Annotated in this window: 22 protein-coding genes; 12 read left to right on the forward strand and 10 right to left on the reverse strand. The window is 69.4% G+C overall.

The annotated features are described in order from the left end of the window. Positions 1–38: 38 nt before the first annotated feature. The 4 genes from ABD285_RS08745 to ABD285_RS08760 all read left to right on the forward strand — a co-directional run bounded on the left by ABD285_RS08745 (position 39) and on the right by ABD285_RS08760 (position 3595). Positions 39–902 (forward strand): DUF6282 family protein, encoded by an 864-nt coding sequence (locus tag ABD285_RS08745; protein ID WP_284252883.1) that lies wholly within the window; start codon positions 39–41, stop codon positions 900–902. 28 nt (positions 903–930) lie between these two features. Then, positions 931–1938: an ABC transporter substrate-binding protein gene (locus tag ABD285_RS08750; RefSeq protein WP_284252881.1), complete on the forward strand. Its 1008-nt coding sequence runs from the start codon at positions 931–933 to the stop codon at positions 1936–1938. 71 nt (positions 1939–2009) lie between these two features. Continuing rightward, entirely contained in the window at positions 2010–2765 is a 756-nt protein-coding gene (locus ABD285_RS08755; protein ID WP_344201997.1) for an ABC transporter ATP-binding protein, read from the forward strand. Continuing rightward, positions 2762–3595 carry an ABC transporter permease gene (locus ABD285_RS08760; protein WP_284252877.1) on the forward strand — a complete coding sequence of 278 codons (834 nt, stop codon included), beginning with the start codon at positions 2762–2764 and terminating at the stop codon, positions 3593–3595. Before ABD285_RS08755 ends, ABD285_RS08760 begins: the two co-directional genes overlap by 4 nt. A gap of 25 nt (positions 3596–3620) precedes the next feature. On the opposite strand, the gene ABD285_RS08765 is transcribed toward ABD285_RS08760, so the two are convergent. After that, complete coding sequence (locus ABD285_RS08765; RefSeq protein WP_344202000.1) at positions 3621–4730, reverse strand: mandelate racemase/muconate lactonizing enzyme family protein; 1110 nt, start codon at positions 4728–4730, stop codon at positions 3621–3623. Beyond that, positions 4694–5461, reverse strand: a complete 768-nt coding sequence (locus ABD285_RS08770) for an NAD(P)-dependent oxidoreductase (protein WP_284252871.1) — start codon at positions 5459–5461, stop codon at positions 4694–4696. Before ABD285_RS08770 ends, ABD285_RS08765 begins: the two co-directional genes overlap by 37 nt. 147 nt (positions 5462–5608) lie before the next feature. Between ABD285_RS08770 and ABD285_RS08775 the strand changes: the two genes are divergently transcribed. Then, positions 5609–6271 (forward strand): GntR family transcriptional regulator, encoded by a 663-nt coding sequence (locus ABD285_RS08775; protein ID WP_284252870.1) that lies wholly within the window; start codon positions 5609–5611, stop codon positions 6269–6271. 31 nt (positions 6272–6302) lie between these two features. Next, a complete protein-coding gene (gene glpK / locus ABD285_RS08780; protein WP_344202004.1) occupies positions 6303–7811 on the forward strand; it encodes a glycerol kinase GlpK in 1509 nt (502 codons plus the stop codon). Between the two features lie 16 nt (positions 7812–7827). Here glpK and ABD285_RS08785 read toward each other — a convergent pair whose 3' ends face one another. Further along, positions 7828–8391 carry a hypothetical protein gene (locus ABD285_RS08785; RefSeq protein WP_344202007.1) on the reverse strand — a complete coding sequence of 188 codons (564 nt, stop codon included), beginning with the start codon at positions 8389–8391 and terminating at the stop codon, positions 7828–7830. A gap of 74 nt (positions 8392–8465) precedes the next feature. Between ABD285_RS08785 and ABD285_RS08790 the strand changes: the two genes are divergently transcribed. Further along, the gene (locus tag ABD285_RS08790) at positions 8466–9302 is read left to right on the forward strand and encodes a carbon-nitrogen hydrolase family protein (RefSeq protein ID WP_344202009.1); all 837 of its coding nucleotides are present in this window, start codon (positions 8466–8468) and stop codon (positions 9300–9302) included. On the opposite strand, the gene ABD285_RS08795 is transcribed toward ABD285_RS08790, so the two are convergent. The 3 genes from ABD285_RS08795 to ABD285_RS08805 form a co-directional block, all read right to left on the reverse strand. Then, complete coding sequence (locus ABD285_RS08795) at positions 9247–9933, reverse strand: HdeD family acid-resistance protein (RefSeq protein ID WP_344202012.1); 687 nt, start codon at positions 9931–9933, stop codon at positions 9247–9249. The genes ABD285_RS08790 and ABD285_RS08795 overlap by 56 nt on opposite strands. Positions 9934–10007: 74 nt before the next feature. Then, complete coding sequence (locus tag ABD285_RS08800; protein ID WP_284252867.1) at positions 10008–10640, reverse strand: TetR/AcrR family transcriptional regulator; 633 nt, start codon at positions 10638–10640, stop codon at positions 10008–10010. A gap of 76 nt (positions 10641–10716) precedes the next feature. Beyond that, positions 10717–11937: a pyridoxal phosphate-dependent aminotransferase gene (locus ABD285_RS08805; RefSeq protein WP_344202017.1), complete on the reverse strand. Its 1221-nt coding sequence runs from the start codon at positions 11935–11937 to the stop codon at positions 10717–10719. A gap of 131 nt (positions 11938–12068) precedes the next feature. On the opposite strand from ABD285_RS08805, the gene ABD285_RS08810 reads away from it, so the two are divergent. The 4 genes from ABD285_RS08810 (at position 12069) to ABD285_RS08825 (ending at position 16293) form a co-directional block, all read left to right on the forward strand. Beyond that, on the forward strand, positions 12069–12608 hold the full coding sequence (locus ABD285_RS08810) for a hypothetical protein (protein ID WP_284252866.1): 540 nt from the start codon (positions 12069–12071) through the stop codon (positions 12606–12608). A 370-nt stretch (positions 12609–12978) separates the two neighbouring features. After that, a complete protein-coding gene (locus ABD285_RS08815) occupies positions 12979–13407 on the forward strand; it encodes a PKD domain-containing protein (protein ID WP_344202020.1) in 429 nt (142 codons plus the stop codon). Between the two features lie 102 nt (positions 13408–13509). Next, positions 13510–15126, forward strand: coding sequence for a S1C family serine protease (locus ABD285_RS08820; protein WP_284252864.1), 1617 nt, complete (start codon positions 13510–13512; stop codon positions 15124–15126). Positions 15127–15246: 120 nt separating this feature from the next. Continuing rightward, a complete protein-coding gene (locus ABD285_RS08825) occupies positions 15247–16293 on the forward strand; it encodes a glycosyltransferase family 2 protein (protein WP_284252863.1) in 1047 nt (348 codons plus the stop codon). 54 nt (positions 16294–16347) lie between these two features. Here ABD285_RS08825 and ABD285_RS08830 read toward each other — a convergent pair whose 3' ends face one another. Then, complete coding sequence (locus ABD285_RS08830; RefSeq protein ID WP_344202024.1) at positions 16348–19137, reverse strand: CDP-glycerol glycerophosphotransferase family protein; 2790 nt, start codon at positions 19135–19137, stop codon at positions 16348–16350. 70 nt (positions 19138–19207) lie between these two features. Between ABD285_RS08830 and ABD285_RS08835 the strand changes: the two genes are divergently transcribed. Further along, positions 19208–20503, forward strand: coding sequence for a CDP-glycerol glycerophosphotransferase family protein (locus ABD285_RS08835; protein WP_344202027.1), 1296 nt, complete (start codon positions 19208–19210; stop codon positions 20501–20503). A 2-nt stretch (positions 20504–20505) separates the two neighbouring features. Here the strand turns inward: ABD285_RS08835 and ABD285_RS08840 are convergent, their stop codons facing one another. From ABD285_RS08840 to ABD285_RS08850, 3 genes are all read right to left on the reverse strand, one after another. Beyond that, positions 20506–20874: a type II toxin-antitoxin system VapC family toxin gene (locus ABD285_RS08840; protein ID WP_284252860.1), complete on the reverse strand. Its 369-nt coding sequence runs from the start codon at positions 20872–20874 to the stop codon at positions 20506–20508. Next, positions 20871–21140: a FitA-like ribbon-helix-helix domain-containing protein gene (locus ABD285_RS08845; RefSeq protein ID WP_284252859.1), complete on the reverse strand. Its 270-nt coding sequence runs from the start codon at positions 21138–21140 to the stop codon at positions 20871–20873. Before ABD285_RS08845 ends, ABD285_RS08840 begins: the two co-directional genes overlap by 4 nt. Positions 21141–21325: 185 nt before the next feature. Further along, a complete protein-coding gene (locus ABD285_RS08850; protein ID WP_344202032.1) occupies positions 21326–24505 on the reverse strand; it encodes a type ISP restriction/modification enzyme in 3180 nt (1059 codons plus the stop codon). Between the last annotated feature and the right edge of the window lie 53 nt (positions 24506–24558).

A 24558-nucleotide genomic window follows, 5' to 3' on the forward strand; every position in this document is an offset into this window, starting at 1 on the left:
CGCCAGAATGGGTGAGGATGAGTCGAAGGAGACCCCGGGTGTTCGAGTTGGACGGCGCGATCGATCTGCATGTCCATTGCGGTCCTGACGTCATCGACCGTGTCGGTGACGACCTCGACGTGGCGCGCGCGGCGCGTGCGGCGGGGATGGCCGGGATGGCCGTGAAGTCGCACATCGAGAGCACCGCCAGCCGCGCCTACCTCACCAATCGCATCGTCGACGACTTCCGCTACATCGGCGGAATCTGCCTCAACTACCCGGTGGGCGGTCTCAACGCGGCGGCCGTCGACAGCTGCCTGGCCCTCGGCGGACGTCTCGTCTGGATGCCGAGCAGCCACGCCAGGTTCCACGCGGACCTGATGGGCGAGCTCGGCAACTGGGGCTACAAGGGGCAGCGCATCCACACGCCGCGTGGCGCGACCGGGATCACCCTCTTCGGCGACGACGGGGAACTGAGCGACGACACCAAGGACGTCGTGGCGGTCGTGAAACAGCACGATGCCGTCATCGGAACCTCCCACCTCTCGCCCGAGGAGGTGGTCGCGCTCGCCCGGTACACCGGCACCGAGAAGGTCAAGCTCCTGCTGACCCACGTCATGTGGACGCCGACCGTCGACATCGGGGTCGCCCGACACGTGATCGAGAACGGCGGGCTGGTGGAGATCTCCAGCTCCGTGGTCGGCGGATACAGCCAGCGGATGAGCCTGGACGACGCCGCGCGGATGATCACCGACCTGGGGCCGGAGAACATCGTGATCGCCTCGGATGCCGGCGGCATCCGTCACCCTCACCCGCACGAAGCCCTGCGAGTGCTCGCGAACAACCTGATCGAGAAAGACATCGACCCCGTCGCACTGCGCACCATGCTGTGCGGCAATCCTGCCCGGCTCATCGAGAGCTGAGCCAACCCGTTTAGAGAAAGGCATCCCGATGACCGTGATCCGCCTGCGTGCCCGTCACGCCCTCGCCGTGGCCGCGGCTGCGGCGCTCCTGGTCGGAGTCTCCGCCTGCAGCCAGGCGAGCCCGCCCGCCGCACCCACCCATACGGGCGGTGCCCCCGAGGTGCAGACCCTCAACCTCGTGACCACGAAATACGACGCCGAGCTGCTCCCGGTCACGATCGGGGAGCAGAAGGGCATCTTCGCCCGGCACGGCGTCAAGCTGAACATCACCAAGGCCAGCACGAGCGACATCGCGGCGGCGGCCCTGGTCTCCGGGCGGGAGGATCTGGGCATCGTGCAGGGCGCCTACGTCACCTCCGCGGTCGCGGCGGGCGCCAACATCAAGATGATCGGCGCCCTCATGGACCAGCTGGATTACCACATCATCACGGCGAAGAGCATCAAGAGCCTCAAGCAGCTCAAGGGGCAGAAGATGGGCGACCCCGGGCCGAGCAACGGCAACACGGCCACGATGAAGGCGGTCATGGACAAGGCGGGATATGACTCCGGTTCGCTCACCTACGCCACCGTCGGAACCCAGCAGGCCATCCTCGCTGCCCTGCAGGCCGGCCAGGTGCAGGTGGGCCTGCTCGTCGCGCCCTACACGATCCAGGCCCGGCAGCAGGGGCTGAACGACCTGGGCACCGTGCAGAAGTACGTGCCGAACATGTCCGCGGCGGCCTTCGCCGGGGTGCCGACCGAGATGGCGAAGAAGAAGACCGTCATCCGCGACTTCATGGCGGCGCTCGTCGAGGCCTCGAACTGGGCCATCGACCACAAGTCGCAGGCGATCGCCATCCTGGAGAAGGGCTCCGGCATGACCCCGACCCTGGCCAAGGAGAGCTACGGCGAGGCGGCGTTCGCCTACACGAAGACCGGCGCGATCAACGACTCGGGCCTCAAGGGATGGATCGCCGACGCGGTCAAGTACGGCGTGCAGCAGAAGTCGACCCCGATCGACGCGGTCTACACGGACGAGTACCTGCCGAAGGGATGACGATGGAAACGGCTCTCACCGCTGCTCCGGCCAGAGCGACCACACCGGCGACGCTCATCAGCGTCGAGAATGTGACCTTCTGGTACGGATCGACCCTGATCCTCGACGACGTCAGCTGTTCGATCGCGGAGGGCGAGTTCGTCTCCGTGATCGGGGCCAGCGGGTGCGGCAAGAGCACCCTGTTGCAGCTGCTCGACGGTGCGCTGCGCCCCGGGAACGGCCGCGTCGTCATCGAGGGGCACGACGCCTCGAAGCGCGACGACAGTCGAGCGGTCGTCTATCAGGACTTCGCCCTCATGCCCTGGAAGACCGTCGCCGAGAACGTGCGGCTGGGTCTGGACTACCGCCGCGGTGACCTCAGGATGAAGCAGCGGGAGGAGATCGCCCACCACTACCTCGATCGGATCGGCCTCGGACGCGCCGCCGGGATGTACCCCTATCAGCTGTCCGGAGGCATGAAGCAGCGCGTCGGTCTCGCCCGGGCATTCGCGGTGCAGCCGTCGATCCTGTTGATGGACGAACCGTTCTCGGCTCTCGATGCGCAGAACGCCGAGATCCTGCGCGAGGAGGTCAGGGGCCTCGTGGCCGAGGAGCGCCGGTGCGTCGTGTTCGTCACCCACAATCTCGACGAGGCGCTGCAGCTGTCCGATCGCATCCTCCTGATGCGTTCGACGCCCGGGCGCCTGGCCGAGGACATCTCGCTCGTGGAGCAGAAGAGCGATCCGGTCGCGTGGGAGCGCATCCACTACGCCGAATACCGCGCGCGGCTCTGGGAGTTCCTCAAGGGCGAGGTCGCGGCGCATTCTGAGCTGAAGGAGCGGTCATGACGACACCGATGCACATCTCGGAGGAACGTTCGAGCACCGGCTTGCGGGCCCCGCGGGAGAGCTGGATCAGCAAGCAGCGCTCGCGGTGGCTTCCGGTCGCGACCGTGATCGTGATCCTCCTGGTCTGGGAGATCCTGGGCCGCACGATCGGCTGGAATCCGCTGTTCTTCAGCTACCCGAGCCAGATCTGGAGCGGGTTCCTCAGCCTGGCGGCCGGCCCGCTCTGGAACGACCTGGCGGTCAGCGGCACCGAGTTCGTGCTGGGCATGCTGATCTCGATCGCCCTGGCGATCCCCGTGGGATTCCTCCTCGGCACCCGCCGGAACGCCTACTTCGCACTCGACCCGATCATCAGCGCGCTGTACGCGACGCCGGTGCTCGTGCTCGCACCGCTGCTGGTGATCTGGTTCGGCCTCGGGATCCAGTCGAAGATCGCGATCGTCGTGATCCTGTCCACCTTCTCGATCATGATCAACCTGACCGAGGGGGTGCGCGCGACGGACGTCGGCCTGCTGCGCGCTGCGAGGTCGTTCGGAGCGGGGCGCTGGCGCGTCTACCGCGACGTGATCTTCCCCTCGGTCATCCCGTACTTCGTCACCGGCCTGCGGCTTGCGGTGGGGCGCGCCATGATCGGTGTCGTCGTGGGGGAGTACATCGCGTCGACGGTCGGCATCGGCTTTCAGATCGAGGCGGACGCCCAGGTGTTCGCGACGCCGCGCTACCTCGCCGGTGTCGCCGTGATCGTCGTGCTCGCGGTGATCGTGACCGAGCTGCTCAAGCTGCTCGAACGCAAGCTGGCCCCGTGGCGCCGGCTGGACGGGCAGGACTAGCGCCGAGCGTCCCGCGAGGGGCGCATCAGGTGAGAGCCCGGATGGCCTCGGCATCCCACCGGATGCCGTGGCCGGGCCGGTCGGGCGCGGTCACGACGCCGCCGACGACCGGCAGCGGCTCCGCGATGAGCGGGTCGAGGATCGGGAAGTGCTCGACCCAGACGGCGGCGGGGTCGCCCATCGCGAGATGGACGTTCAACTCCGGGAGCGAATGGTAGGCGAGCGGGATCCCGTGGTCGTGTGCGAGGGCGGCGACCTCCAGCATGCCCGTGATCCCGCCGCCGAGCGCGGCGTCGGGCTGCCAGATCCCGGCCGCCCGTTCGCGCGCGTACTCGGCGAAGCGCGCCGCCGAGGCGAGGTGCTCGCCCACGGCGACCGGGATGCCGCCGGTGGCGTGGAGGGCCGCGTGGGCGAGGACGTCCTCCGCGGGGAACGGCTCCTCGATCCACGCGAGGGCGAGCGGCTCCAGGCCGCGTGCGAGATCGGTGGCGGCCGCCGGGGTCATCTGCTCGTTCGCGTCGACCATGAGGACGATCCGGTCCCCGACAGCGGCGCGGACCGCCGCGACACGCGATACGTCCTGATCCGGCTCGCGGGCTCCGACGCGCAGCTTCACGGCCGTCAGCCCGTCATCCACGTACGAGACCGTGCCGGCGACGAGCTCGTCGACCGACAGCCGATTGCTGCTGCGTCCCGAGCCGTACATGGGCACCTCGGTGCGGCTCCTGCCGAGGAGGGCGAAGAGGGGGAGGCCGGCGCGCTGCGCGCGGAGGTCCCAGATGGCGATGTCGACCGCGGAGAGCGCGGGCACCGCGGCATCCGGCCCGAGGCGGCGGGTCTGTCGGGCGATCGAGTTCCGGGTGGCGTCCCAGTCCTCGGGGTCCGTGCCGATTGTCAGGGGTCCGATGGTCGCGTCGACCATGGTCCGCACCGACTCGAGACCCTCGTTGAGGGTGTACGTGAAGCCGGTGCCCTCGGAGCCGTCGACGTCGATGACACGGACGAAGAGGACGGAGACGGTGTCGGACCCGTAGGCCCGCATCCGACGATCGAGCGGCACCCGCAGAAGCGACGCGTGCACGCGCTCGATGCGCGGGTTCACCGGCGTGAACCCGTCCGCACCCCGTCGAGCCACGCGATGGAGCCGCGCGTCATGTCGGCATGCGCCCCGAGCTCCTCGAGATAGGACGCGGTGTCCTCCATCTCATGCAGGCGACGCTCGGCGTGCTGATACGTGCCGGTGACGAGCCGCTCGACGAGTGCTTCGGCGTTCGAGCCCATCTCGCCGACGATCTGGCCGCGCGCCCATTCCTCGCAGCCGGCGATCCGCGCGGCGGCGAGAGACTCGAGCACCGAGGTGGCGAGCGCCTTCATGAAGACGCTCCGGATCAGCTTGCGACTCGACGCGTCGCCGACCGTGGCCGACACCACCTCGATCTCTCCTCCGAGCGGGCCCAGGAGCTCGAGGTAGCGTTCGGCCCCGCTGCCGGAGACGAGCACGGGAGTACGAGCTCCGGCCCGCGCGACCGGCGCCAGAACCGCGACGTCGGCGAACCGCGTCTGGCCCAGGCGGGATGCGACGTCCACTTTGCGCGCCGGGGATGCCGCATTGAGGTCGGCGAACACGGCGCCGTCGGCGAGATGACCGGCCGCCGCATCGGCGGCTGCCGCGGCGCCGGCCGCGGTGGTGAAGCTGAGGACGAGGTCGGAGCCGGCCACGGCGTCCGGGATGCTGCCGGCGGTCGTGATCCCCTCCAGCGGCGCGACGTCGCGGACGTCGAACCCGACGACCTCGTTCCCCGCCTTCGCGAGGTCCTGCCCGTAGATGCGCCCGGCTTCGCCGAGACCGAGGATCGTAACGCGCATGTGATCGCTCCCATTTGTGTGGCCAATATTGTGCACAATAGTATCGGGTGGACACGTTGCCCTCAAACACCGGCGGCTCCAGTAGCATCGCCCGATGCGAGCGCCGGTCAGCGACGTGGCGCGACATCGCTAGACGGAGAGATCGAGATGGCAAGCACAAGAGCGCAGGATGCGGATCCGTACCTGCTGTTGCGGGAGCAGCTTCGCTCCGGCCGGCTCCATCCCGGACAGCGGCTCGTCGAGGCCGACCTCGTCGAATCGCTCGGCGCGAGCCGCGCGCTGGTGCGGGCCGCGCTGTCACGCCTCGCCCATGAGGGGCTCGTCGACAAGGAGCTCAATCGCGGGGCCCGCGTGCGCACGGTCAGCGAGGATGAGGCCGTCGAGATGACGCAGGCCCGGGCGGTGCTCGAGGCGCTCGCGGCACGCCATGCGGCAGAGAACGCGAGCGCCGAGGAGATCGAGCAGATGCGCGCGCTGATCGCGCAGATGCGGACCTTCCTCGGCCAGAACGATCTGCTGTCCTACTCGGACTGCAACGCCCGCCTGCACGGCCTGGTCCAGACCGCATCGCACCACGCGACGGCGCAGCGGCTCATCGCGAACCTGCGAGCCCAGATGGTCCGGTTCCAGTTCCGGACGATCCTCGTCCCGGGGCGCGCCAACGAGTCCCTCGCCGAGCACACCGACCTGGTGGATGCGATCGCCGCGCACGACCCCGATCGCGCCGAGAGCGCCATGCGGCTGCACCTGTCCCACGTGGCGGAGACGCTCGCGCGCACGAAGGGTGCCGAGGGGCTCGGCGCGGACTGACCGACCGACCCGCACGCCCTAGCCTCGATCCATGCGCTACGTGATCGCGATCGACCAGGGCACCACCAGCACCCGGGCGATCCTGTTCGATCACGACGGCCGTGCCGCCGCGAGCGGCCAGCTGGAGCATCGGCAGATCCTGCCGGAGGCGGGCTGGGTCGAGCATGACGCGGCGGAGATCTGGAACAACACGCGCGAGGTCATCGGACAGGCGCTCGCGAAGGCCGACGCCACGCGGCACGACGTCGTCGCGATCGGCATCACCAACCAGCGGGAGACGGCGGTGGTCTGGGACCGGGCGACCGGCGAGCCCGTGTACAACGCGATCGTCTGGCAGGACACCCGCACGCAGCCGATCGTCGACCGCCTGGCGGCCGAGGGGGGCGTCGACCGCTTCCGGGAGCAGACCGGCCTGCCGCTCGCGACCTACTTCTCGGCCTCGAAGATCGCCTGGATCCTCGAGAACGTCGACGGCGCCCGCGAACGCGCCGAGCGCGGCGAGCTGCTGTTCGGCACGACCGACACCTGGGTGCTCTGGAACCTGACCGGTGGCCCGGACGGCGGCGTGCACGCGACCGACGTGACCAACGCCAGCCGCACCCTGCTCATGGATCTGCGGACGTTGCAGTGGGATGCCGAGCTGGCTGCGGCGTTCGGCATCCCGATGTCGATGCTGCCCGAGATCCGCAGCTCGTCCGGCGAGTTCGGCACCGCGGAGCCGTCCAGCCTGCTGCGGGAGGTGCCCATCACCGGCATCCTCGGCGACCAGCAGGCCGCGACGTTCGGGCAGGCCGCGTTCGACGCCGGCGAGTCGAAGAACACCTACGGCACCGGCAACTTCCTCATCGTGGGCACGGGGGAGCGCATCGTGCACTCGGCCGACGGGCTGCTCACGACGGTCGCGTACCGGCTCGGCGATGGTCCCGCGCACTACGCGCTGGAGGGGTCGATCGCGGTGACCGGGTCGCTCGTGCAGTGGCTGCGCGACAACCTCGGCATCATCCACGACGCCGCCGAGGTCGAGGAACTCGCACGTACCGTTGCCGACACCGGGGGCGCCTACATCGTGCCGGCGTTCTCGGGGCTGTTCGCTCCCTACTGGCGCCCCGATGCCCGCGGCGCCATCGTCGGGCTCACGCGGTTCGTCACGAAGGCGCACCTGGCGCGTGCGGCGCTCGAGGCCACGGCGTTCCAGAGCGTCGAGGTCGTCGAGGTGGCCGCCCGCGCGGTCCACGCCGAGATCGCCGAACTCAAGGTCGACGGCGGGATGACGGCGAACGACACGCTCATGCAACTCCAGGCCGACCTGCTCGGCATCCCCGTCGTGCGACCGGTGGTCGCGGAGACGACCGCGCTGGGCGCCGCGTACGCCGCCGGCCTCGCGACCGGATTCTGGTCGGGTCTCGACGAGCTGCGCGCGAACTGGCGGGAGGACCGGCGCTGGCGGCCCTCGATCGGCGACGACGAGCGCGCGGCCCGACTCGCGACCTGGCGGCGTGCGGTGCAGCGCACGTTCGACTGGGTGCAGCCCGGCGACTGAGGGCGACCGGGCGGCGTCATCCGCCGAGCGACGCGACCGAGTGGGCCATGAGCACGGCGGTGATCGCGGTGCCGACGACGGTGAACGAGATCACCTCGCCGGTCGAGGACCGTCCGATGACCGCGTCGGCCGGGAACAGCGGCCCGTACGAGCTCGCCCGGAATCCGGCGAGGTCGGCGGGGGAGAGCGTCCAGTCCCAGGTCGCGGTGAGGTCCGACTCGACGGCGCCGGTCGCCGTCACGGCCTGCGCCGTGGTCGCCTGGTGCTCCCCGCCGCCGGCCGTCACGATCCGCACCTGCGGCGCGAAACGCTGCTCGAGCGCCGCGGTGTTGCCGCTCGAGATCGCGTCCTCGATGTCCTGGATGCCGCCCGCGTCGAGCGCGTTGCCCGCCGGCCCGATGGAATCGGCCGCGGGGCTCGGCGCGGCGGGCGTGCCGGATGCCGAGGCCGCCGGCCGGGACGACGACGCGGCGGGCCCGGCGGCCTCCGAGCTTGTGGCGGTCGGGGTCGCCGCGCAGGCGACGAGCCCGAGCGCGGCGGGCACGGCCACCGCGGCAGCGAGGATGCGCGTGCTGATCACGCGGTCAGGCTAGCGGCGGCGGCGTAACGGCCGCATAAGGGGATCGCCCGGCCGTGGCCGCCTAGGCTGAGCGCATGTCCGCGCCGACGCCCGCCTCCGTGGCGATCGCGGTCGCCCAGTTCGCGCCGGGCGCCGACGAGCAGGCGAACCTCGAGAGCATCGAGCGGCTCGCGGGGGACGCGGCGAATCGCGGTGCCCTTCTCGTGGTGTTCCCGGAGTACTCCTCCTACTTCTCCCGCACGATGGCCGGCGCCGAGGCGGTCGAGCACGCCCAGTCGTTGCACGGTCCGTTCGTGCGGGCGCTGGCGGAGCTGGCGAGCGAGCTCGGCATCCACCTGGTCGCCGGGATGATCGAACGGCTCACCGGCGACCTGGAGCGCGTGGCGAACACCGTCGTCGCCCTCGACCCGCAGGGTCAGCTGGTCGGCGCCTACCGCAAGCTCCACCTCTACGACGCGTTCGGATCGCGCGAGAGCGACTGGCTCGCGCCCGGACCGCTCGAGGCGCCCGCGACCTTCCCGTTCGCCGGGTTCACCGTCGGGCTGCAGACCTGCTACGACGTGCGCTTTCCCGAGGTGACCCGCCGGCTCGTGGATGCCGGTGCCGACCTGGTCGTCATGCCCAGCGAGTGGGTGCGCGGCCCGCTCAAGGAGGCGCACTGGCGCACCCTCGCGACGGCCCGCGCGATCGAGAACACGATCTACCTCGCGGCGGCCGACCACGCGCCCCCCGTCGGGGTGGGCAACAGTCTCATCGTCGACCCGATGGGGGTGGAGGTCGCGACGGCCGGCGAGCGCGACGGCGAGGTCGCCGTCGGATGGATCTCGCCCGCGCGGGTCGCCGAGGTGCGGCGGATCAACCCTGCGCTGGCTCTGCGCCGCTTCCGGATCGCGGAGCCCGCCGCCCGGTAGCGCGGGTGCGCGCCCCGATGGCCGCGATGATCAGCGTGACACCGATGATGATCGCCCACACTCCGACGACCCAGATCAGGTTGATGATCGCGAGCACCGGCTGCGCGACGAGGATGATCGCCAGCACGACGCCCAGCACGATGCTGAGTCCCGCGACGATGTAGCCGAGCACCTTGCGGCCGCCGTCGGTCGCGCTCGCCGCCGCCGGGAATCCCGCGATGCCCATCATCACCGAGTAGAACGCGATGAGCGCGAGGCCGAAGGAGCCGTAGACGAGGCCGGCCGCGCCCGGGAAGACGAACGCGACGATGCCGGCGATCACGGCGATGACGCCGGTCGCGAGCAGCCAGCCCCAGCGGCGGTCGCGATGGCGCACCCGGATGGCGTGCACGATCTGGATGACGCCCTCCACGAGGGCGTACGCCGCGAACACGAAGACGATCGCGTAGAGCGTGAGCACGGGCGCGAACAGCGCGAGGAGACCGAAGATCACGGCGAGGATGCCGCGGATGAGCACCAGCCCCCACACCGCTCGCGTGACCGTGCCGATCGGGTCGGCGACGTCGTCGAGGATGTGGTCGTCCGAACCCCGATCGGCCGGGGTTCCGGGGGTCTGCTCGCTGCTGGTCACGGATGCCTCCTCGCGCTGGTGCGCGTCAGCCTAGCGAGCCGTGCGCAGCGGGGCAGCAGGCAGCGCCGCCGGTCTCAGGACTCCGCGCTTCGACCCAGCAGGTCGAAGAGAGCGCGCTTGCCGGCCTCGGTGTCGGCCACCTCGGCATCCACCCCGCGCTCCAGCAGCAGCGACAGGGCCGCGGTCGCCTCGTCCACATCCGTGCCGGGTGCGATGAGGGCGACGCCCGCCATGTACGCGCTCAGGAACGAGGTGAGCGCCCCGACCTCGACGTCGTCGCGGATCATGCCGGCGCGCTGGAGCGACTCGAGGAAGGGCCGGTCGGCGCCCATGTTCGGGAAGAACTCCGTGTCGTGGGTGGCTCGGATGATCTGGTTCAGGCTCTGCGGGTCCTGCAGGTACAGGGCCCGCGCGAGCGGGCGCTCGTGCAGGGCGCCGAGAGAGTAACGGAAGATCCGTGACAGCAGCCCGCCCGCGGGGTCGCGCTCGATGTTGTCGGCGACGATGCGGCGGATGCCCTCGTACTCGCGATTCAGGAGATCCATGAGCAGCGCCTCGTGCGTGGCGTAGACCTCGTGGATCTCGACCTCGTCGAGCTCCGCGCGACTCGCGATGGCGCGCGGGGTCGCGGCGGCGACACCGTCGTTGACGACGATGTCGCTGGCGGCATCCAGGATGCGATCGCGCGTTCGGCCCCTGAGCGTCACGGCGTGAATCCCCTCGGGTCGGGTCCTCGCCAGCATAGGACGAGCACGGGGTCCCTCCACCCCTTCCAGAACACGGTCACCCGACGGTCACCCGCGGCACCTGGGGCAGGCTCGAGAGCCGCGCCACGGCATCCTCGAGCACGGCGACGCGTTTGCAGAACGCGAACCGGACGAGCGAGCGCGAGCCGTCGCGCCGGTCCGGACGGATGAACGCGGTGACCGGGATCGCCACCAGGCCCGCCAGCCCCGGCAGCGTGCGGCAGAAGTCGACCGCGTCGTCGTACCCGAGCGGCGCCGCGTCGGCGATGACGAAGTACGAACCCCGCGGGCGGGCGACGCCGAAGCCGGCGCGGCGCAGCCCCTCGCTCAGGAGATCGCGCTTGGCCTGCAGGGTCGCCGCCGTCCCGGTGAAGAAGGAGTCCGGCATCCGGAGGCCCGTCGCGATCGCGGGCTGGAAGGGGGCACCGCTGACGTAGGTGAGGAACTGCTTGACCGCGAGGATGGGGCCGAGCAGGACGGGCGGGGCGACGATCCACCCGACCTTCCAGCCGGTGGTCGCGAAGGTCTTGCCGCCGCTGGAGATCGTGACCGTGCGCTCGCGGGCGCCGGGGAGCGTCGAGATCGGGATGTGCCGGGCGCCGTCGTAGGTGAGGTGCTCGTAGACCTCGTCGGTGAGGATGATCGCGTCGTGCCGATGGGCGAGCTCGACGATCAGCTCCAGCGTCGCGCGGTCCAGCACCGTGCCGGTCGGGTTGTGCGGGCTGTTGATCAGGATGACGCGCGTGCGATCGGTGACGGCGGCACGCAGGTCGTCGTGGTCGGGGGCGAACTCGGGCCAGCGGAGCGGGACGCCCACGTGTCGCGCGCCGGCGAGGGCGATCATCGCGCCGTACGAGTCGTAGAAGGGCTCGAGGGTGACGACCTCGTCGCCCGGATCGAGCAGCGCGAGCAGCGACGCGGCGATCGCCTCCGTCGCGCCGGCCGTCACGAGCACCTCGGTGTCGGGGTCGACCGCCTGGTCGTAGAAGCGACGCTGGTGCTCGGCGATCGCCTCGCGCAGGATCGGCATGCCGATGCCGGGCGGGTACTGGTTGATGCCATCGTCGATGGCCCGCTTCGCGGCGTCGAGCACCTCGCGCGGGCCATCCTCGTCGGGGAAGCCCTGGCCCAGATTGATCGCGCCCGTGGCCACGGCCAACGCCGACATCTCGGCGAAGATGGTGGGACTCATCCGTCCGGCGTCGTCGAGCAGCATCGCCCCGCGTGCGGCGCGAGACCAGGCTCCGGTGACGGTCATCGTCTGCCAATCTAGTTGCGCGTGCTCACCGATTGCAGGCTCCGGCGGGGGTCGATGGAGGCCGGATCGCGCGCTCCGTCGGCTGTGGATGACGGGGGTGGCGGTTCGGGGGGTTGCCGTACCGTTCCTCTATGCGGATCGCGGCCCTCGCTCTGGTGAGTGCGGCCGCCCTGGTCCTCGTCGGATGCACGCCGGCGCCGCATCCGACCTCGTCGCCGAAACCCACGGCGACTCCGGTGTTCCGGACCGACGCCGAGGCGCTGGCGGCGGCGGAGAAGGCGTACCGCGCGTATGAAGCCGCAGTCGATGAGTCATTGACGCTTGCGAATGATCGCGGCTTGTCTCAGGTGGCAACCGCGCAGGCGCTCAAGGCCTCGATGGAATCGATTAGCAAGTTCAAGTCAAGTGGCCGTCGCCAAGTCGGCAAATCGATCGTGGAACACGTTCGCCCGGCGAACCTTTCGTCTCTGTTGGGGTCTCGGCCAACGGGAGCGCAAATATATGCGTGTCTAGACGTCTCCGCGGTGCTCATTGTTGATGCTCAGGGGAATGACACATCAGTTTCAGGCCGAGAGACCGTGTACCCGACGCTTGTGACCCTTCAGTGGAAGCGCTCGCGTCTGCTTGTCAGCGATGAATCGGTTTGGGATGGCGCGAACTTCTGCCATTAGGTTCCTCTCGGTTGTCGCGATCGCGGCCAGCGCGGCACTCAGCGTTGGGTTCTTGCCTACGGTCAGATCGAACCAATGCAGTCCGGCCGACATCCGGGACGGTTCATGCGCCGTGAGTTCGTCGTCCAAAGGCGACAGTGCTCAGCTGGGAGCGGTTACGTCGTCTCCTGGCCATCAGCCAACCCGACGTAGTGGGGCGAACAAGGTGGGTACGAGTCGCCCTAATCATGCTGCGGGGTGTGCGATCCCTGTTGGTGGCCGGTGCTTTAGCGGATATAGAGCCCCTCCGTCCTCGCTCCCTAAGCCCGGCACGCCTGCCGTCACGATCTCCGACATCGCGACATTCCGCCCTCAGCCGAGCGTGGACAACATGCAGCCCGACGGCTGGACGGTCGCGGGTCTCGACACCAACTTCTACGCGGTCGCCCCCTCACAGGTCGTCGGAGGCACGCTGCTGGGTCGTCCCGCCGGGGTCCGCTTCACGGCGTTCGCGTTCCATTGGACGTACGGCGACGGCACCGCGGCAGCCCGCGGGACTCCGGGTGGCACGTGGCAGCAACTCCGGCTGCCCGAGTTCGATCCGACGCCGACCAGCCACGTCTACGCGGCGGAGGGCGACTACACGATCCGACTCCGCGTCGACTATCACGCCGAATACCGCTTCGACGGGTCCGCATTCCGGCCGATCGACGGCGTGATCACGGCGCCGGCGAACGACCTCCACATCACCGTCGGGGATGCCACGACGGTGCTGGTGAGCCGGGATTGCGCGAGCGACCCCGGTGGTCCCGGATGCTGAGGGCTTCCATGGGTTGACGGAAGTAGGCTCCCAGGGCTGCCTTATCCAACACTCAGCTACGGACTGGATGCTGGCAGCGCTCGCGAAAGGAGCAGCCCAGAGATGTCCGACCCCACGCAGCATTCCGACGAGACTCCGGCCGACGGTCAGGACCCGACGCCGTCGACTCCGTCCGGCGCGGTCCCCGCTCCCGACGCGACCCCCGCTTCCGAGGCGATGACGACGCAGGGCGCTCCCGCCGACTCGGCGACCGACAGCCCGGCCACCGAGACGCCGGCCGCCGAGACCCCGGCGGCCGAGACCGAGGTGATCCCGGATGCCACCCCGTCTCCGTCGACCTACCGCGGTTCCGCCGCACCCGAGCCCGCCTACCAGCCGACTGCGGCCTACCCGACGGCACCCGTCGCGGGAGGCCCCACGGCCGGCGCTTCCGGCGGTCCGGGCGCCCCAGCCGTCGCCACCGCGCCCGGCACGGTCGGAGCACCCACCACCGCCGACAAGAAGCGTTCCATCGCGATCCCCGTCGTGATCGCTCTGATCGCCGGCGCGATCGTCGGTGGCGGATCGGCGGCGGGAGTCTCGGCGCTGATCGATCACAACGGCCCGTCGCAGCAGCAGAGCACCTCCGGCGATCCGCAGACGATCACCATCAACAACTCCGGCGACGTCAACGCCGTGACGGCGATCGCCAAGAAGGCCGGCCCGTCGGTGGTGACGATCAACGTGACCGCGGGCGATGAGGCCGGCACCGGATCCGGCGTCGTGCTGAGCGACGACGGCTACGTGCTGACCAACACGCACGTCGTGACGCTCGACGGCGACTCGGGCAGCGGCAAGGTCGAGGTGACCACCTACGACGGCAAGCTGTACAAGGCGAAGGTGATCGGCACCGACCCGATCGTCGACCTCGCCGTCATCAAGCTGCAGAACGCGACCGGCCTCACCCCCATCGAATGGGGCGACTCGTCGCGGCTCAACGTCGGCGATCGGGTCGTCGCGATCGGCGCTCCGCTCGGGCTGTCGAACACGGTCACCGACGGGATCGTGAGCGCCCTGAACCGCAGCATCCAGATCGAGTCGTCCGCGGCCCCCGACACCGGCAACGGCGATAAGTCGAGTCCGAACGACAACGGCGGCACCGGCCCGTTCAACTTCTGGAACTTCGGCAACGGCGGCAACGGCAACGCCACCCCATCGACCCAGTCGGCCGAGATCTCGCTTCCCGTCATCCAGACGGATGCCGCCATCAACCCCGGCAACTCGGGCGGCGCACTCGTCGACAGCAGCGGCAAGCTCGTCGGCATCAACGTCGCCATCGCCAGCACCGGCAGCACGTCGACGTCCGGCCAGACCGGATCGATCGGCGTGGGCTTCGCGATCCCCGCGAGCCTCGCGCAGCGCATCGCGAGCGAGATCGAGAAGACCGGCAAGGGGACGCACGGCCTGCTCGGCGCCTCCGTCACCGACGCGACCGCCGACAAGAGCTCGACGGTCGGTGCGCTCATCGTGAGCGTGACCGACGGCGGCGCGGCGGCAGCCGCCGGCCTGCAGAAGGGCGACGTCGTGACGCAGCTGAACGGCATCCCGATCACCTCGAGCAGCGACCTCACCGCGCAGGTGCGGGCGCTCGCGCCGAAGACGAAGGCGACGGTCACGTACCAGCGCGACGACTCGTCGCACACGGTCGACGTCACCCTCGGAACGCTCACCGCGAGCTGATCCCGACGCACCGCCGGCGGCGCGGGAGACCCGGTCGACGGGCTCCCGCGCCGCTGTTTGTGCGCCTGATAGCGTCGGAGCCGATCCCGAGCTTCTCGGACGAGCACAGAGCGAGGACCCATGCCGTCGACGCCCGACGACCCTCCCGGCGTCTCGTACGTCATGCCGGTGCTCAACGAAGCGGACTACCTCGAAGCCGCGGTGGCGAGCATCGTCGCACAGGACTATCCCGGGCCGTGGGAGATCGTGCTCGCGGTCGGCCCGTCGACCGACGGCACCGACGAGATCGTCGCCCGCCTCGCGGCGGCCGACGACCGGATCCGCACGGTGCACAACCCGGGGATGGACATCCCGATCGGCCTGAACCGCGCGATCGAGGCGAGCCGGCATCCGGTGATCGTCCGCGTGGACGCCCACACGCAGCTCTCCGAGGGCTACACCCTCCGCGGGGTCGCCGACCTCACCCGCACGGGTGCGGCGAGTCTCGGCGGCATCATGGTCGCGACCGGGAGGCCCGGCTTCCAGGCGGCGGTCGCGCGCGCGTACAACAGCCGGTTCGGCCTCGGCGGCGGCGCGTACCACGGCGAGCATGCCGTCGAGGGCCCGGCGGAGTCGGCGTACATGGGCATCATGCGGCGCGACGTCATCCGGGGAGTCGGCGGATACGACGAGAGTCTGCGTCGCGGCGAGGACTGGGAGCTGAACTACCGCCTGCGCGAGGCCGGCCACCTGGTGTGGCTCGACCCGCTGCTGCGCGTGACGTACTGGCCGCGCAGCACGTGGCCGAAGCTCGCTCGCCAGTTCGTCGCCACCGGCATCTGGCGCGGGGAGCTCGTGCGGCGCCTGGGCGGGCGCAACCCGCTGCGCTTCTTCGCCCCGCCGGTGCTCGTCGCGAACGTCGTGGTCGCCATCGTGTTCATCCCGCTGCACGCGACCGGTGTCTTCCACGGCTGGTGGGGCTGGGTGCTCGCGCTCGCCTACGTGCCGCCGGTGCTCTACCTCGGCCTGCTGGCCGCGGCGGCGTTCCGGCGCGGCGGCGACCTCGTCGACTGGCTGCGCTTCGCGCTCGCGACGGCGACGATGCACCTGAGCTGGGGCGTCGGCTTCATCGTCGGCGTGATCCGCGGGGCCCGGGATGCCGTCGACACCTCGCGCACCGAGTCCTGACCCGCGAATGACCGAATTGTGCACGCGTCACTGCCGCGGAGCGGCAAAAACTGGTCACTCGCGAGCGGGGAGCCAGCCCTCCGCGATCAGGCGCTCGACCACTCGTGCGCCCGCCTGGCCGTCGTCGAGGGGCGTGAACCGCTCGCGCCACTCGGCGCGACGGGCGGCGTAGTCGGGGGCGCCGCGCTCGGCGGCGGCGAGCGCGACGTGCAGCTCCTCGCGGGTCGCGACGACCGGTCCCGGCGCCTCGGCGAGCAGGTCGAAGTAGAAGCCGCGGAGGTCCTCGCTGTAGTGGGCGAGGTCCGGGGTGAAGAACACCATCGGCTTGCCCGTCGCGGCGAAGTCGAACATCGACGACGAGTAGTCGGTCACGAGAACGTCGGCGACCAGCAGCAGGTCGGCCATGCTCGGGTAGCTCGTCACGTCGAGCAGCCGCTCGCCGACCACGTCCTGGCCGTAGCGGAGGGTGCGCGAGTGGCCGCGCACCAGCAGCACGTGGCCCGGGCCGAGCTCGTCGGCGAAGCGCGCCAGGTCGACGTAGTCGACCATCTCGGTGCGATCGTCGCGCCAGGTCGGGGCGTAGAGCACGACGCGCGCGCCGGCCGGGATCCCCAGCAGCGTGCGCACGGTCGCCGCCCGGTCGGGCGACGCGAAGATGTCATTGCGGGGATAGCCGGTCTGCCAGATCGGGCCCGGCATCGCATATGCCGAGCGGAAGATCTCGGCGCTGTACGCGTTCTGGGCGAGCAGGGCATCCCAGCGCCGTCGTTCGCGCTGGACGGCGAGCCGGGTGCGCAGTCCGCGGATGCCGCTACGCGCCCGGTCGAGTGCGAGGCGCTTGAGCATGGTGCCGTGCCAGGTCTGCAGCACGTGCTGATCCCGGTGCCGACGGTACCGCTTGCGCAACCAGTCGTTGACGATGAGCACGCGCGCGGTCGCCCGCGCCTGCCACCACTCGCGCGAGCCCTCGACCAGTGCGCTCGCGCCCGAAGGCACCGGAACGGAGCGGTCGATCACGCTCCAGTAGCGCCTGGTGCCGGGCCGCGTCGCCGCGAGGGCGTCGGCGATGCCGCCGGGGTTGTCGGCGGTGCTCTGCCCGTAGAAGCTCTCGAGGAAGACGGCGTCCTCGAGCGGGCGCCGATCTCGGCGGTAGGCGCGCTCGAGCCGCTTCTGTGCCGCCGCGCCGCGCTCGTCGTCCTCGAGCGGAGGCTCGATGCGCAGCACCAGGCCGCCGGCGCGAGCGTGCACCGAGGCGCGGAACAACGGATGCCGCAGCTCGTCGGGCAACTCGGCCTCGACGTGCACCCGCGTGCTGATCGGAGCGGCGGCGCCCTCAGCCGTGATCGAACCGGCCCGCGCGGCCGCGATGCCGAGCCAGTACTCGCCCGACGGCAGGGCGAGCGGTTCCGACCCCCAGCGCTCGGCGAGCAGTCGGAATGAGCCCTCGGAGCCGACGACGCGCGAGCGGGCCCCCTCGAGCGAGAGCGTCCCGCCCGTCCACGCCGAGTCGCCGGGCTTGACCCGCACGCTCAGGCGATCGCCGTGGAAGGCGATGGCCGTGACGACCGGGCGCGGCGTGGCCGGAGCGCCCTCGTCGATCCCGTGCGCGTCCGCTCCGGGTACGTCCACCCGGCGCAGCAGCTCGGCGAGCACGCGCTCGGTCGCGCGGCCGTCGAGCCGGTCGACGTGCTCGTCGCGCAGCCAGCGCACGCGCGCCGCGTCGGCCGGCGCGTCGAGCCGGTCGAGCACGTTCTGCCAGGTCGTGACATACGCGCCGCCGGTGACGTCGCGATAGTTCTGATACAGCCCGCGGCTCTGGGCGTACAGCTCGACGTCGGGGGCGAAGAACACGATCCGCCCGCCGACCAAGGCGTAGTCGTAGGCGATTGAGGAGTAGTCGGTCACGAGCCCGTCGATGGCCGCGAGGGCCGGCGTGATCTCGGGCAGCAGGGCGGGGGAGAGCAGCCGCACCCGGTGCGAGACCGCAGGTCCCCGTGCGTAGTCGCCCGCCCCGAGCGGGTGCGCCCTCACCAGCAGGACCGCGTTGGAGCGCTCCGCCCATGCCGCGATCGCGGTCCACTCGTCCGGGGTCGGCGCGCCCGGGTCGGCCGCCCCGTCGCGCCAGGTGGGCGCGTACAGCACGAGCTGCGCGCCCTCGGGAAGGGGGCCCACGGCCCGAGCGATCCGATCGCGGGCGGTCTGGGTCCTCTCGTCGGCCGATCCTGTCAGCAAGGCATCGTCGCGGGGGTCGCCCGTGACGACGACCCGCTCGGGCCGCACCCCGAATGCGCTGCGGATGCGCTCGGCCACCAGCTCCGACGCGACCGGGAACAGCCCGATGCCCCGGCCCGCGAACCGGTAGGCCCGTCGCATGACGTTCCGGACCAGCGGATGGTCGGGCAGCAGCGGGAGCCGCAGGGTGGCCGGGGAGTCGAGGTGCAGCTTCTTGAGCGGGATGCCGTGCCACAGCTGCACCGTGAGGGCCCCGCGGGTGCCGTAGCGGTTCACGTCGCCGAAGCCGTGGGTCACCACCGCGACACGGGCGCGGAGGGTGAGGCGGAATCCCCGCCACCCGCGCTTGCGCTCCACGTCGAGCCCGAGGTCGCGCGCGCCGGCGAGCTCGGCATCGGTGGAGGCGAGCCAGACCAGCCGCACGTCCGCCGGCAGCCGCGCGCGGGCGGCGTGATACAGGGGGAGTGCGCCCTCGCCGGGACCGGTGCCGGAACCGAACACCCACAGCCGGGGATTCCTCGGCACCACGAGCGACGCGGCCGCACCCAGCGCGTAGAGGGGCAGCCGGAGGAGCTTCGTCGCGTTGCCGGCTGCGAACGTGAAGCTCGCCATATTCAAAGGTCGAGTCTGGCACGATGGGGCGGCTGATCGATAAGAGGCCCGGTCGGCGGAGGGGATGCGGATGTCGGTGCTGAGCGACCTCAGGTCGGCCCGCAAGATCGTCGGCAACGCGATCCGTTCGCGGGCGAACCGGCGTGCACTCGCCGCGAACCCGCCGGCCGCGCCGAAGCCGGGCAGCATCCGGATCGTGGTGTATTTCGCCGACACCCGGGTGAATCTCTACCAGGTGCGCCAGTGGTACGCGCCCCTCGCCGAGCTGGCCGCGACGCATCCGGTCGCGATCCTCACCCGCAGCCCGAGCGCGACGCTCGCGATCGCGGAGGAGTCGCCGGTGCCGGTGGTCTACTGCCGCGCCGTCACCGACATCGAGCAGTTCCTCGCGACGCAGGACGTGCGGATCGTGCTCTACGTCAACCAGAACGCCAAGAACTTCCAGATGTTCCGGTACGGCCGCATGTGGCACGTGTTCATCAACCACGGCGAGTCCGACAAGATGTACATGACCACGAACCAGTTCAAGGCGTACGACTACGCCTTCGTGGCGGGGGATGCCGCGCTCGACCGGCTGCGTCGCAAGCTGTGGGACTTCGACCTCGAGAAGAAGGCCATCGCGATCGGCCGTCCGCAGACCGACCACCTCTCGGGCGAGCTGCCGTACACGCCCGACGAGCGCACCGTCGTGCTCTACTCGCCGACCTGGGAGGGCGATCGCCCGGCGGCGGAGTACGGTTCGGCGCTCACGCACGGCGTCGCGCTGAGCGAGGCGCTGCTCGCCTCACCCGCGCATCGCCTCATCTACCGGCCGCACCCGCGATCCGGGGTCGTCTCGCGCGAGTACGGCGAGGCGAACAGGCGCATCATCGCCGCGATCGCCGCCGCGAACGCCCGCGACCCGAAGGCGCAGCACGTCTACGACGACGGCCCCGTCCTCGGCTGGCAGCTCGGCGCGGCCGACGTGGCGATCACGGATGTCTCCGCGATGGTCTACGACCGCCTCGCGACCGGCAAGCCCATCGTCGTCACGCGCCCGGTGTCACCGGATGCCGAGCTCGATCTCGGCGGCTACCTCGGCTCCGCCGAGTGGCTGACCGCGGATGCGGCCGGCGACGTGATCACGGTGATCGACCGCGCCCTCGCGGATCCGGATGCCCGCGCCACGCTGGACCGCTGGTCCCAGCACCACTTCGGCGACGTCACGCCTGGCGCCGCGACGGCCCGATTCCACGCCGCGATCGAGCGCCTCATGACGGAGTGGAACCGCTTCGCGGCCGAGCACGCCGGCGACCCCGACGCGAACGACGTGGACGCCGACGAGCTCGACGAGGACGACCCCGAGGGGATGCCGTCGGGCGGGTGAGCTCAGTCGGTCACGATGTCGCAGTATCGCTGCGCCGCGTGTGCCAGCCGCAGATCGTGGGTCCACAGCGGAACGCCGAGGAGCTCCGCCAGCGCGACATAGCTCGCGTCGTACGCGCTGAAGTTCCCGCGCAGCACCCACGCGCGCGAGATAAGCCGTGTCGCGTCATGTCGACGGAGCGTCCATCGGCTCATGATGCCGACAAAGTCGGTGGCCTCCTCTCCCCGGAGCTCTCCTCGGCGCACATGCCGGCGCAACGCGTTGACCACTTCGTAGTCGAGAACGCTGGGAGCGTGCAGTTCCTGACCGAGAAGGACGCGCGGGGACACTGCCGCGTCGACGACGACGGATGAGTCGACGACTCGGCTCATGGCTCGAATCGGGCGTCGAGCTCGGCATCCCGCTCCGCCTGTGCCGCGTGAAGGTTCGCGACAATCTCTTCTCGCGATAGTGGCTTGATGTCTGGGTGCCGTGCATGAAACTCGGCCAGTAGCTGGTCGTTCGTCTTGAACTCGACGAGCTTCGCGAGCTCCATCGCGACGTAGTCGGACAGCGACATCCGCGCCTCGGCCGCACGCTCCTTCAGCCGCGCGTGCACGTCGTCGGGGAGGTTCCGCACCTGCAGCATGACCGTCATGGTGCCACGGTACATGTGCTGCACATGCAAGGTCTCGGCGACGTTGTGAGTGGATGCGAGCGATGCGCTCTGTGGAGCAAGTTGAGTGAGCAGGGGGCAACGGAGTTCTGATCTGGACAGCGCACGCTCGATCGAAGAGAGCGAGGTATGGCGCCCTAGTCAAGCGCGACGGCAGGCTGGTGCTCTCAGGTGGTTGTCGGTGGAAACCGCCGGAGAATTGCGTTCGCAGCCTCGCTCACCGCGATGAGCTCCACGATCGAGTCCACCACGGCCTGCGCGCTCTTTGCGTGAGCCGTGGTCATCCTCCAACCGGCTCGCGCCCGGGCCCAGTTCTCAAGAACTCGGAACCCACTGACCTTCCAGTTCCAGGCTTCCTCCGGTACACGCGCGAGCACACGACCATTGGCGAAGGTCAATTGGTCATCCCTCCAAATGGCTCGGCCGAAGGGCTCAGCGGAGGTGTTTCCGCCCCACGAAGTTCCCGAGAAGGGCGCTTCGAGGTCCCACGCTCGACGCGCCCGTTGGCCGATGCTGGCGCCGAGATCGAACAGCTCGACGTCCAACGTGAGCGGAACGCGCGGCTCCTCCGAGTCAAGCGCGCGCCAGTTGCGTGCCGTGTAATCGGACGCGGTGAGGATGGCGAGAATGTAGGCATATGCGTCGTCAAATCGATACTGGCGTCCGATCTGATCTAGCCAGTCCAGAACGCTGCGACTGAACCCCACCCGACGGTCCCCCACGATTGATCTCGGGTCGGGATCCTCGAACGCGGCGGCGGTGTCGGCCGGGTGCCACAGAGCCCAGACGCCCTTTCCCCCGCGATTGTTGAAGGAGTGTTGTTCAGGCATCACCGAGGTGTGGACCGCAGCCGGACCTGCCCCATGACCGCGAGGGTTGGTGACAAGGGTCGCCACCGGCCCGTCCCGATAGATTCCGTGGAGGTCTTCGCGATACCAGTCGACCCATGAAGGATCGTCGTACAGCCAGCGGCGGTCAAGTGGTCGGTACTGAACTTCGCGTAGGCGACTGACCCTGAGCTGGCTCGGGTCGGGTGCATGGCGATTGGCGCGTCTGCTCTGCGCAGTCGACCACCCAGCGGCGCGAACATCCTTATTCAGCGCGGCCCACTCCGCCAGCCGGCCGGTGCGAAGGGCAGCTTTACCAGGGGACGACACGGTTTCCGCATAGACATCGGCCGCATCGACCCCAATGGGAGAGTATGCCGACTTGTCGCGCGCAGTCTGGAATCCCGTCTCGGCTTCGTCGGCCCACAACTGAGAAAGCAGGGGAGCCTCCGACAGCTGCACGGAGTCCCACATGACCGGGGTCAACCGGTCTTCGGGTCGGCCGTCGACGACGTCGAAGTCCGCGGGATCGAAAGTCCGACGAAGAGCACGGTACTTGGCTGCCCGGTTGCCGAACAGGCGTCGATAGCGGACAACAGGTTGACCCTGATATTCGCGATCGAATACAAGCCACACGATGGCGACGCCGGTCTGGATGTCGAATACGTTCGCGTCGCCGCCGCCGAAGTCATTGGCACCATCTGCGCCACGAGTGTCCCCGCCCAGATCCAGGATCCACATTTCGCGGGCACCTGCCGCCGCGATCGACCGGAGACCACGGAGAGAGCGTCCTTGGATCCACGTCCGGTTCGTGACGAACGCGATGATGCCATCAGCGGTCTTCGCGTCGATGGTCGGTGACTGTGCTCCGGAGGTGCGGATCGCGGGCGGCTGGAGAAGCCACATGGACCACAACCAGAACGCGACAAAGAGATCCCGCGCACTCTTCAGGTCTTGGCGGTGGTCGAGAGGCGTGGCAGCGACGAGAGTTTCCCAGAGCTTGACGGCGAACGGCTCGAGTGCTGCTGCCTTCGGGAGGCGTTCGTAAGGAGGGTTGCCCAGGACGATCAGAACCTCATCGGAGGTCTTGACGTCGTCCGCTCGACTCCGTTCTTTCAGCAGCTCACTCGCTGCAACTCCGAAGTCAGAGTCGAAGAGCATTCCGGTCTCCGGTGCGGCCAGCGTGTCCGTGAGATAGATGGGCAGCTTCTCGTCCGCGGGGGCCCCGTAGGACTCGAGCAAGGTTTCCATTCGCTGATGCGCGATCGTGTAGGGGCCGGGCAGGATCTCGAATGCGGCGACTCTCTTTGTGACGAGATCATGGATGACAGCATCGGGAGGAAGCCCTTGTGACCGAGCGATGTCGCCAACTGCCTCGGCGAGGCCGAGAAGGAAGGTACCCGTTCCCGTGGCTGGATCGACGAACTTGGCGCCCGGATCGAGCAGCCCATCGTTACGTCCCAGAGTTCCGATCAGAATCGATTCGACCCCTGACACAATCTGCTGGACGACCTCGATCGGGGTGTAGTAGACCCCCGCTGCCTCCCTGCCCTTTGAGTCGTATACGGCGAAGAATGGCTCGTAGGCGTGGACGATCGGATCCGGGACCCGTTGGTATTCCCTTTCCGCAGCAGGCGGCTCGAAGAGTGAAGGCGGGATGAGGTTGATGGTCTGCACGAGACCCTCGAGCACCGGCTCGAGGATCTCGGGTCGCGAATCCGCCGACCAGAGGATTTTCAGGCACTGGTAGAGCAGCGGGTGAACACCTTGCTTCAGACCCACCTGGAGCAGAAGCGAGATCGGCTTTTTTGACTCCAGCCGCCAGAGAAGTGCTCCGAACACTGCGATCTGCACGTAACTGTCGACGAAGCGCGGCCAGTCGAAGGTCTGGCCATTCCGGAAGACCAGGCTCCTGAAGCTGTCACGAAGCTCCAAGAGGTTTGGACCCGCCCCCGCTTCGCCGATCTCGGTAAGTCCGTTGCGGATCGCACGAGCTCTGACCGCGAGGGCGGAGACCGCCGCGCCGACGGACGTGTAATCGACGAGTGTCGACGCGAGAAATCCGGCGAAGAGATCTTGGAACCGTTGCGTGTCCGACTCATCCAGTGCCGTCGGCAGCGCAGTCGCCTCGAAGCTCTCCGGAGAGCCAGCCGTTACCGATGTCACTAGGCGACCATCTTGGTAGTGCTGCCATTGCCACCCGTTGGTCAGGATGAGGTTGCTCAGCCCGTCGACAAACCGCCCCTTCTGCTCCAGATCGTGTCCGCTCAGTGCATCAAGGCGCTTGTGTGGTGACTTCAACTCGATCCAGCCCAGCAGTTCGCCCGCCTTGCTCACCCGCCAGTCCGGGATGCCGATCGACTCGGCGTCCGCTTGCGAGACGAACGAAACGGTCGGCTCGCCCAGGAACAGAGCTGTCTGTTCTAACAGTGCGTGGAACCCGGGATAGAGCGAAGACTCCGGCTTGGCGCCGGGGGTCGCGAGGATCTGGCGAGCGCTCGAGAAGTACGTCTCGATCATCGAACGGACATCCATGGCGATTCCGTTCCTCCGATCGTCTGTGCTTTCGAGCG

It is taken from the genome of Pseudolysinimonas kribbensis (assembly GCF_039531715.1).
Lineage (GTDB): Bacteria > Actinomycetota > Actinomycetes > Actinomycetales > Microbacteriaceae > Pseudolysinimonas > Pseudolysinimonas kribbensis.

Bases quoted from the DNA above. Each gene is read 5' to 3' on its own strand.
- ABD285_RS08750 (WP_284252881.1), top strand. From the start codon at position 931: ATGACCGTGATCCGCCTGCGTGCCCGTCACGCCCTCGCCGTGGCCGCG.
- ABD285_RS08840 (WP_284252860.1), bottom strand. From the start codon at position 20,874: ATGAGCCGAGTCGTCGACTCATCCGTCGTCGTCGACGCGGCAGTGTCC.
- ABD285_RS08820 (WP_284252864.1), top strand. From the start codon at position 13,510: ATGTCCGACCCCACGCAGCATTCCGACGAGACTCCGGCCGACGGTCAG.
- ABD285_RS08810 (WP_284252866.1), top strand. From the start codon at position 12,069: ATGCGGATCGCGGCCCTCGCTCTGGTGAGTGCGGCCGCCCTGGTCCTC.
- glpK (WP_344202004.1), top strand. From the start codon at position 6,303: ATGCGCTACGTGATCGCGATCGACCAGGGCACCACCAGCACCCGGGCG.
- ABD285_RS08805 (WP_344202017.1), bottom strand. From the start codon at position 11,937: ATGACCGTCACCGGAGCCTGGTCTCGCGCCGCACGCGGGGCGATGCTG.
- ABD285_RS08825 (WP_284252863.1), top strand. From the start codon at position 15,247: ATGCCGTCGACGCCCGACGACCCTCCCGGCGTCTCGTACGTCATGCCG.
- ABD285_RS08830 (WP_344202024.1), bottom strand. From the start codon at position 19,137: ATGGCGAGCTTCACGTTCGCAGCCGGCAACGCGACGAAGCTCCTCCGG.
- ABD285_RS08760 (WP_284252877.1), top strand. From the start codon at position 2,762: ATGACGACACCGATGCACATCTCGGAGGAACGTTCGAGCACCGGCTTG.
- ABD285_RS08790 (WP_344202009.1), top strand. From the start codon at position 8,466: ATGTCCGCGCCGACGCCCGCCTCCGTGGCGATCGCGGTCGCCCAGTTC.
- ABD285_RS08815 (WP_344202020.1), top strand. From the start codon at position 12,979: ATGCAGCCCGACGGCTGGACGGTCGCGGGTCTCGACACCAACTTCTAC.
- ABD285_RS08770 (WP_284252871.1), bottom strand. From the start codon at position 5,461: ATGCGCGTTACGATCCTCGGTCTCGGCGAAGCCGGGCGCATCTACGGG.
- ABD285_RS08835 (WP_344202027.1), top strand. From the start codon at position 19,208: ATGTCGGTGCTGAGCGACCTCAGGTCGGCCCGCAAGATCGTCGGCAAC.
- ABD285_RS08845 (WP_284252859.1), bottom strand. From the start codon at position 21,140: ATGACGGTCATGCTGCAGGTGCGGAACCTCCCCGACGACGTGCACGCG.
- ABD285_RS08775 (WP_284252870.1), top strand. From the start codon at position 5,609: ATGGCAAGCACAAGAGCGCAGGATGCGGATCCGTACCTGCTGTTGCGG.
- ABD285_RS08850 (WP_344202032.1), bottom strand. From the start codon at position 24,505: ATGATCGAGACGTACTTCTCGAGCGCTCGCCAGATCCTCGCGACCCCC.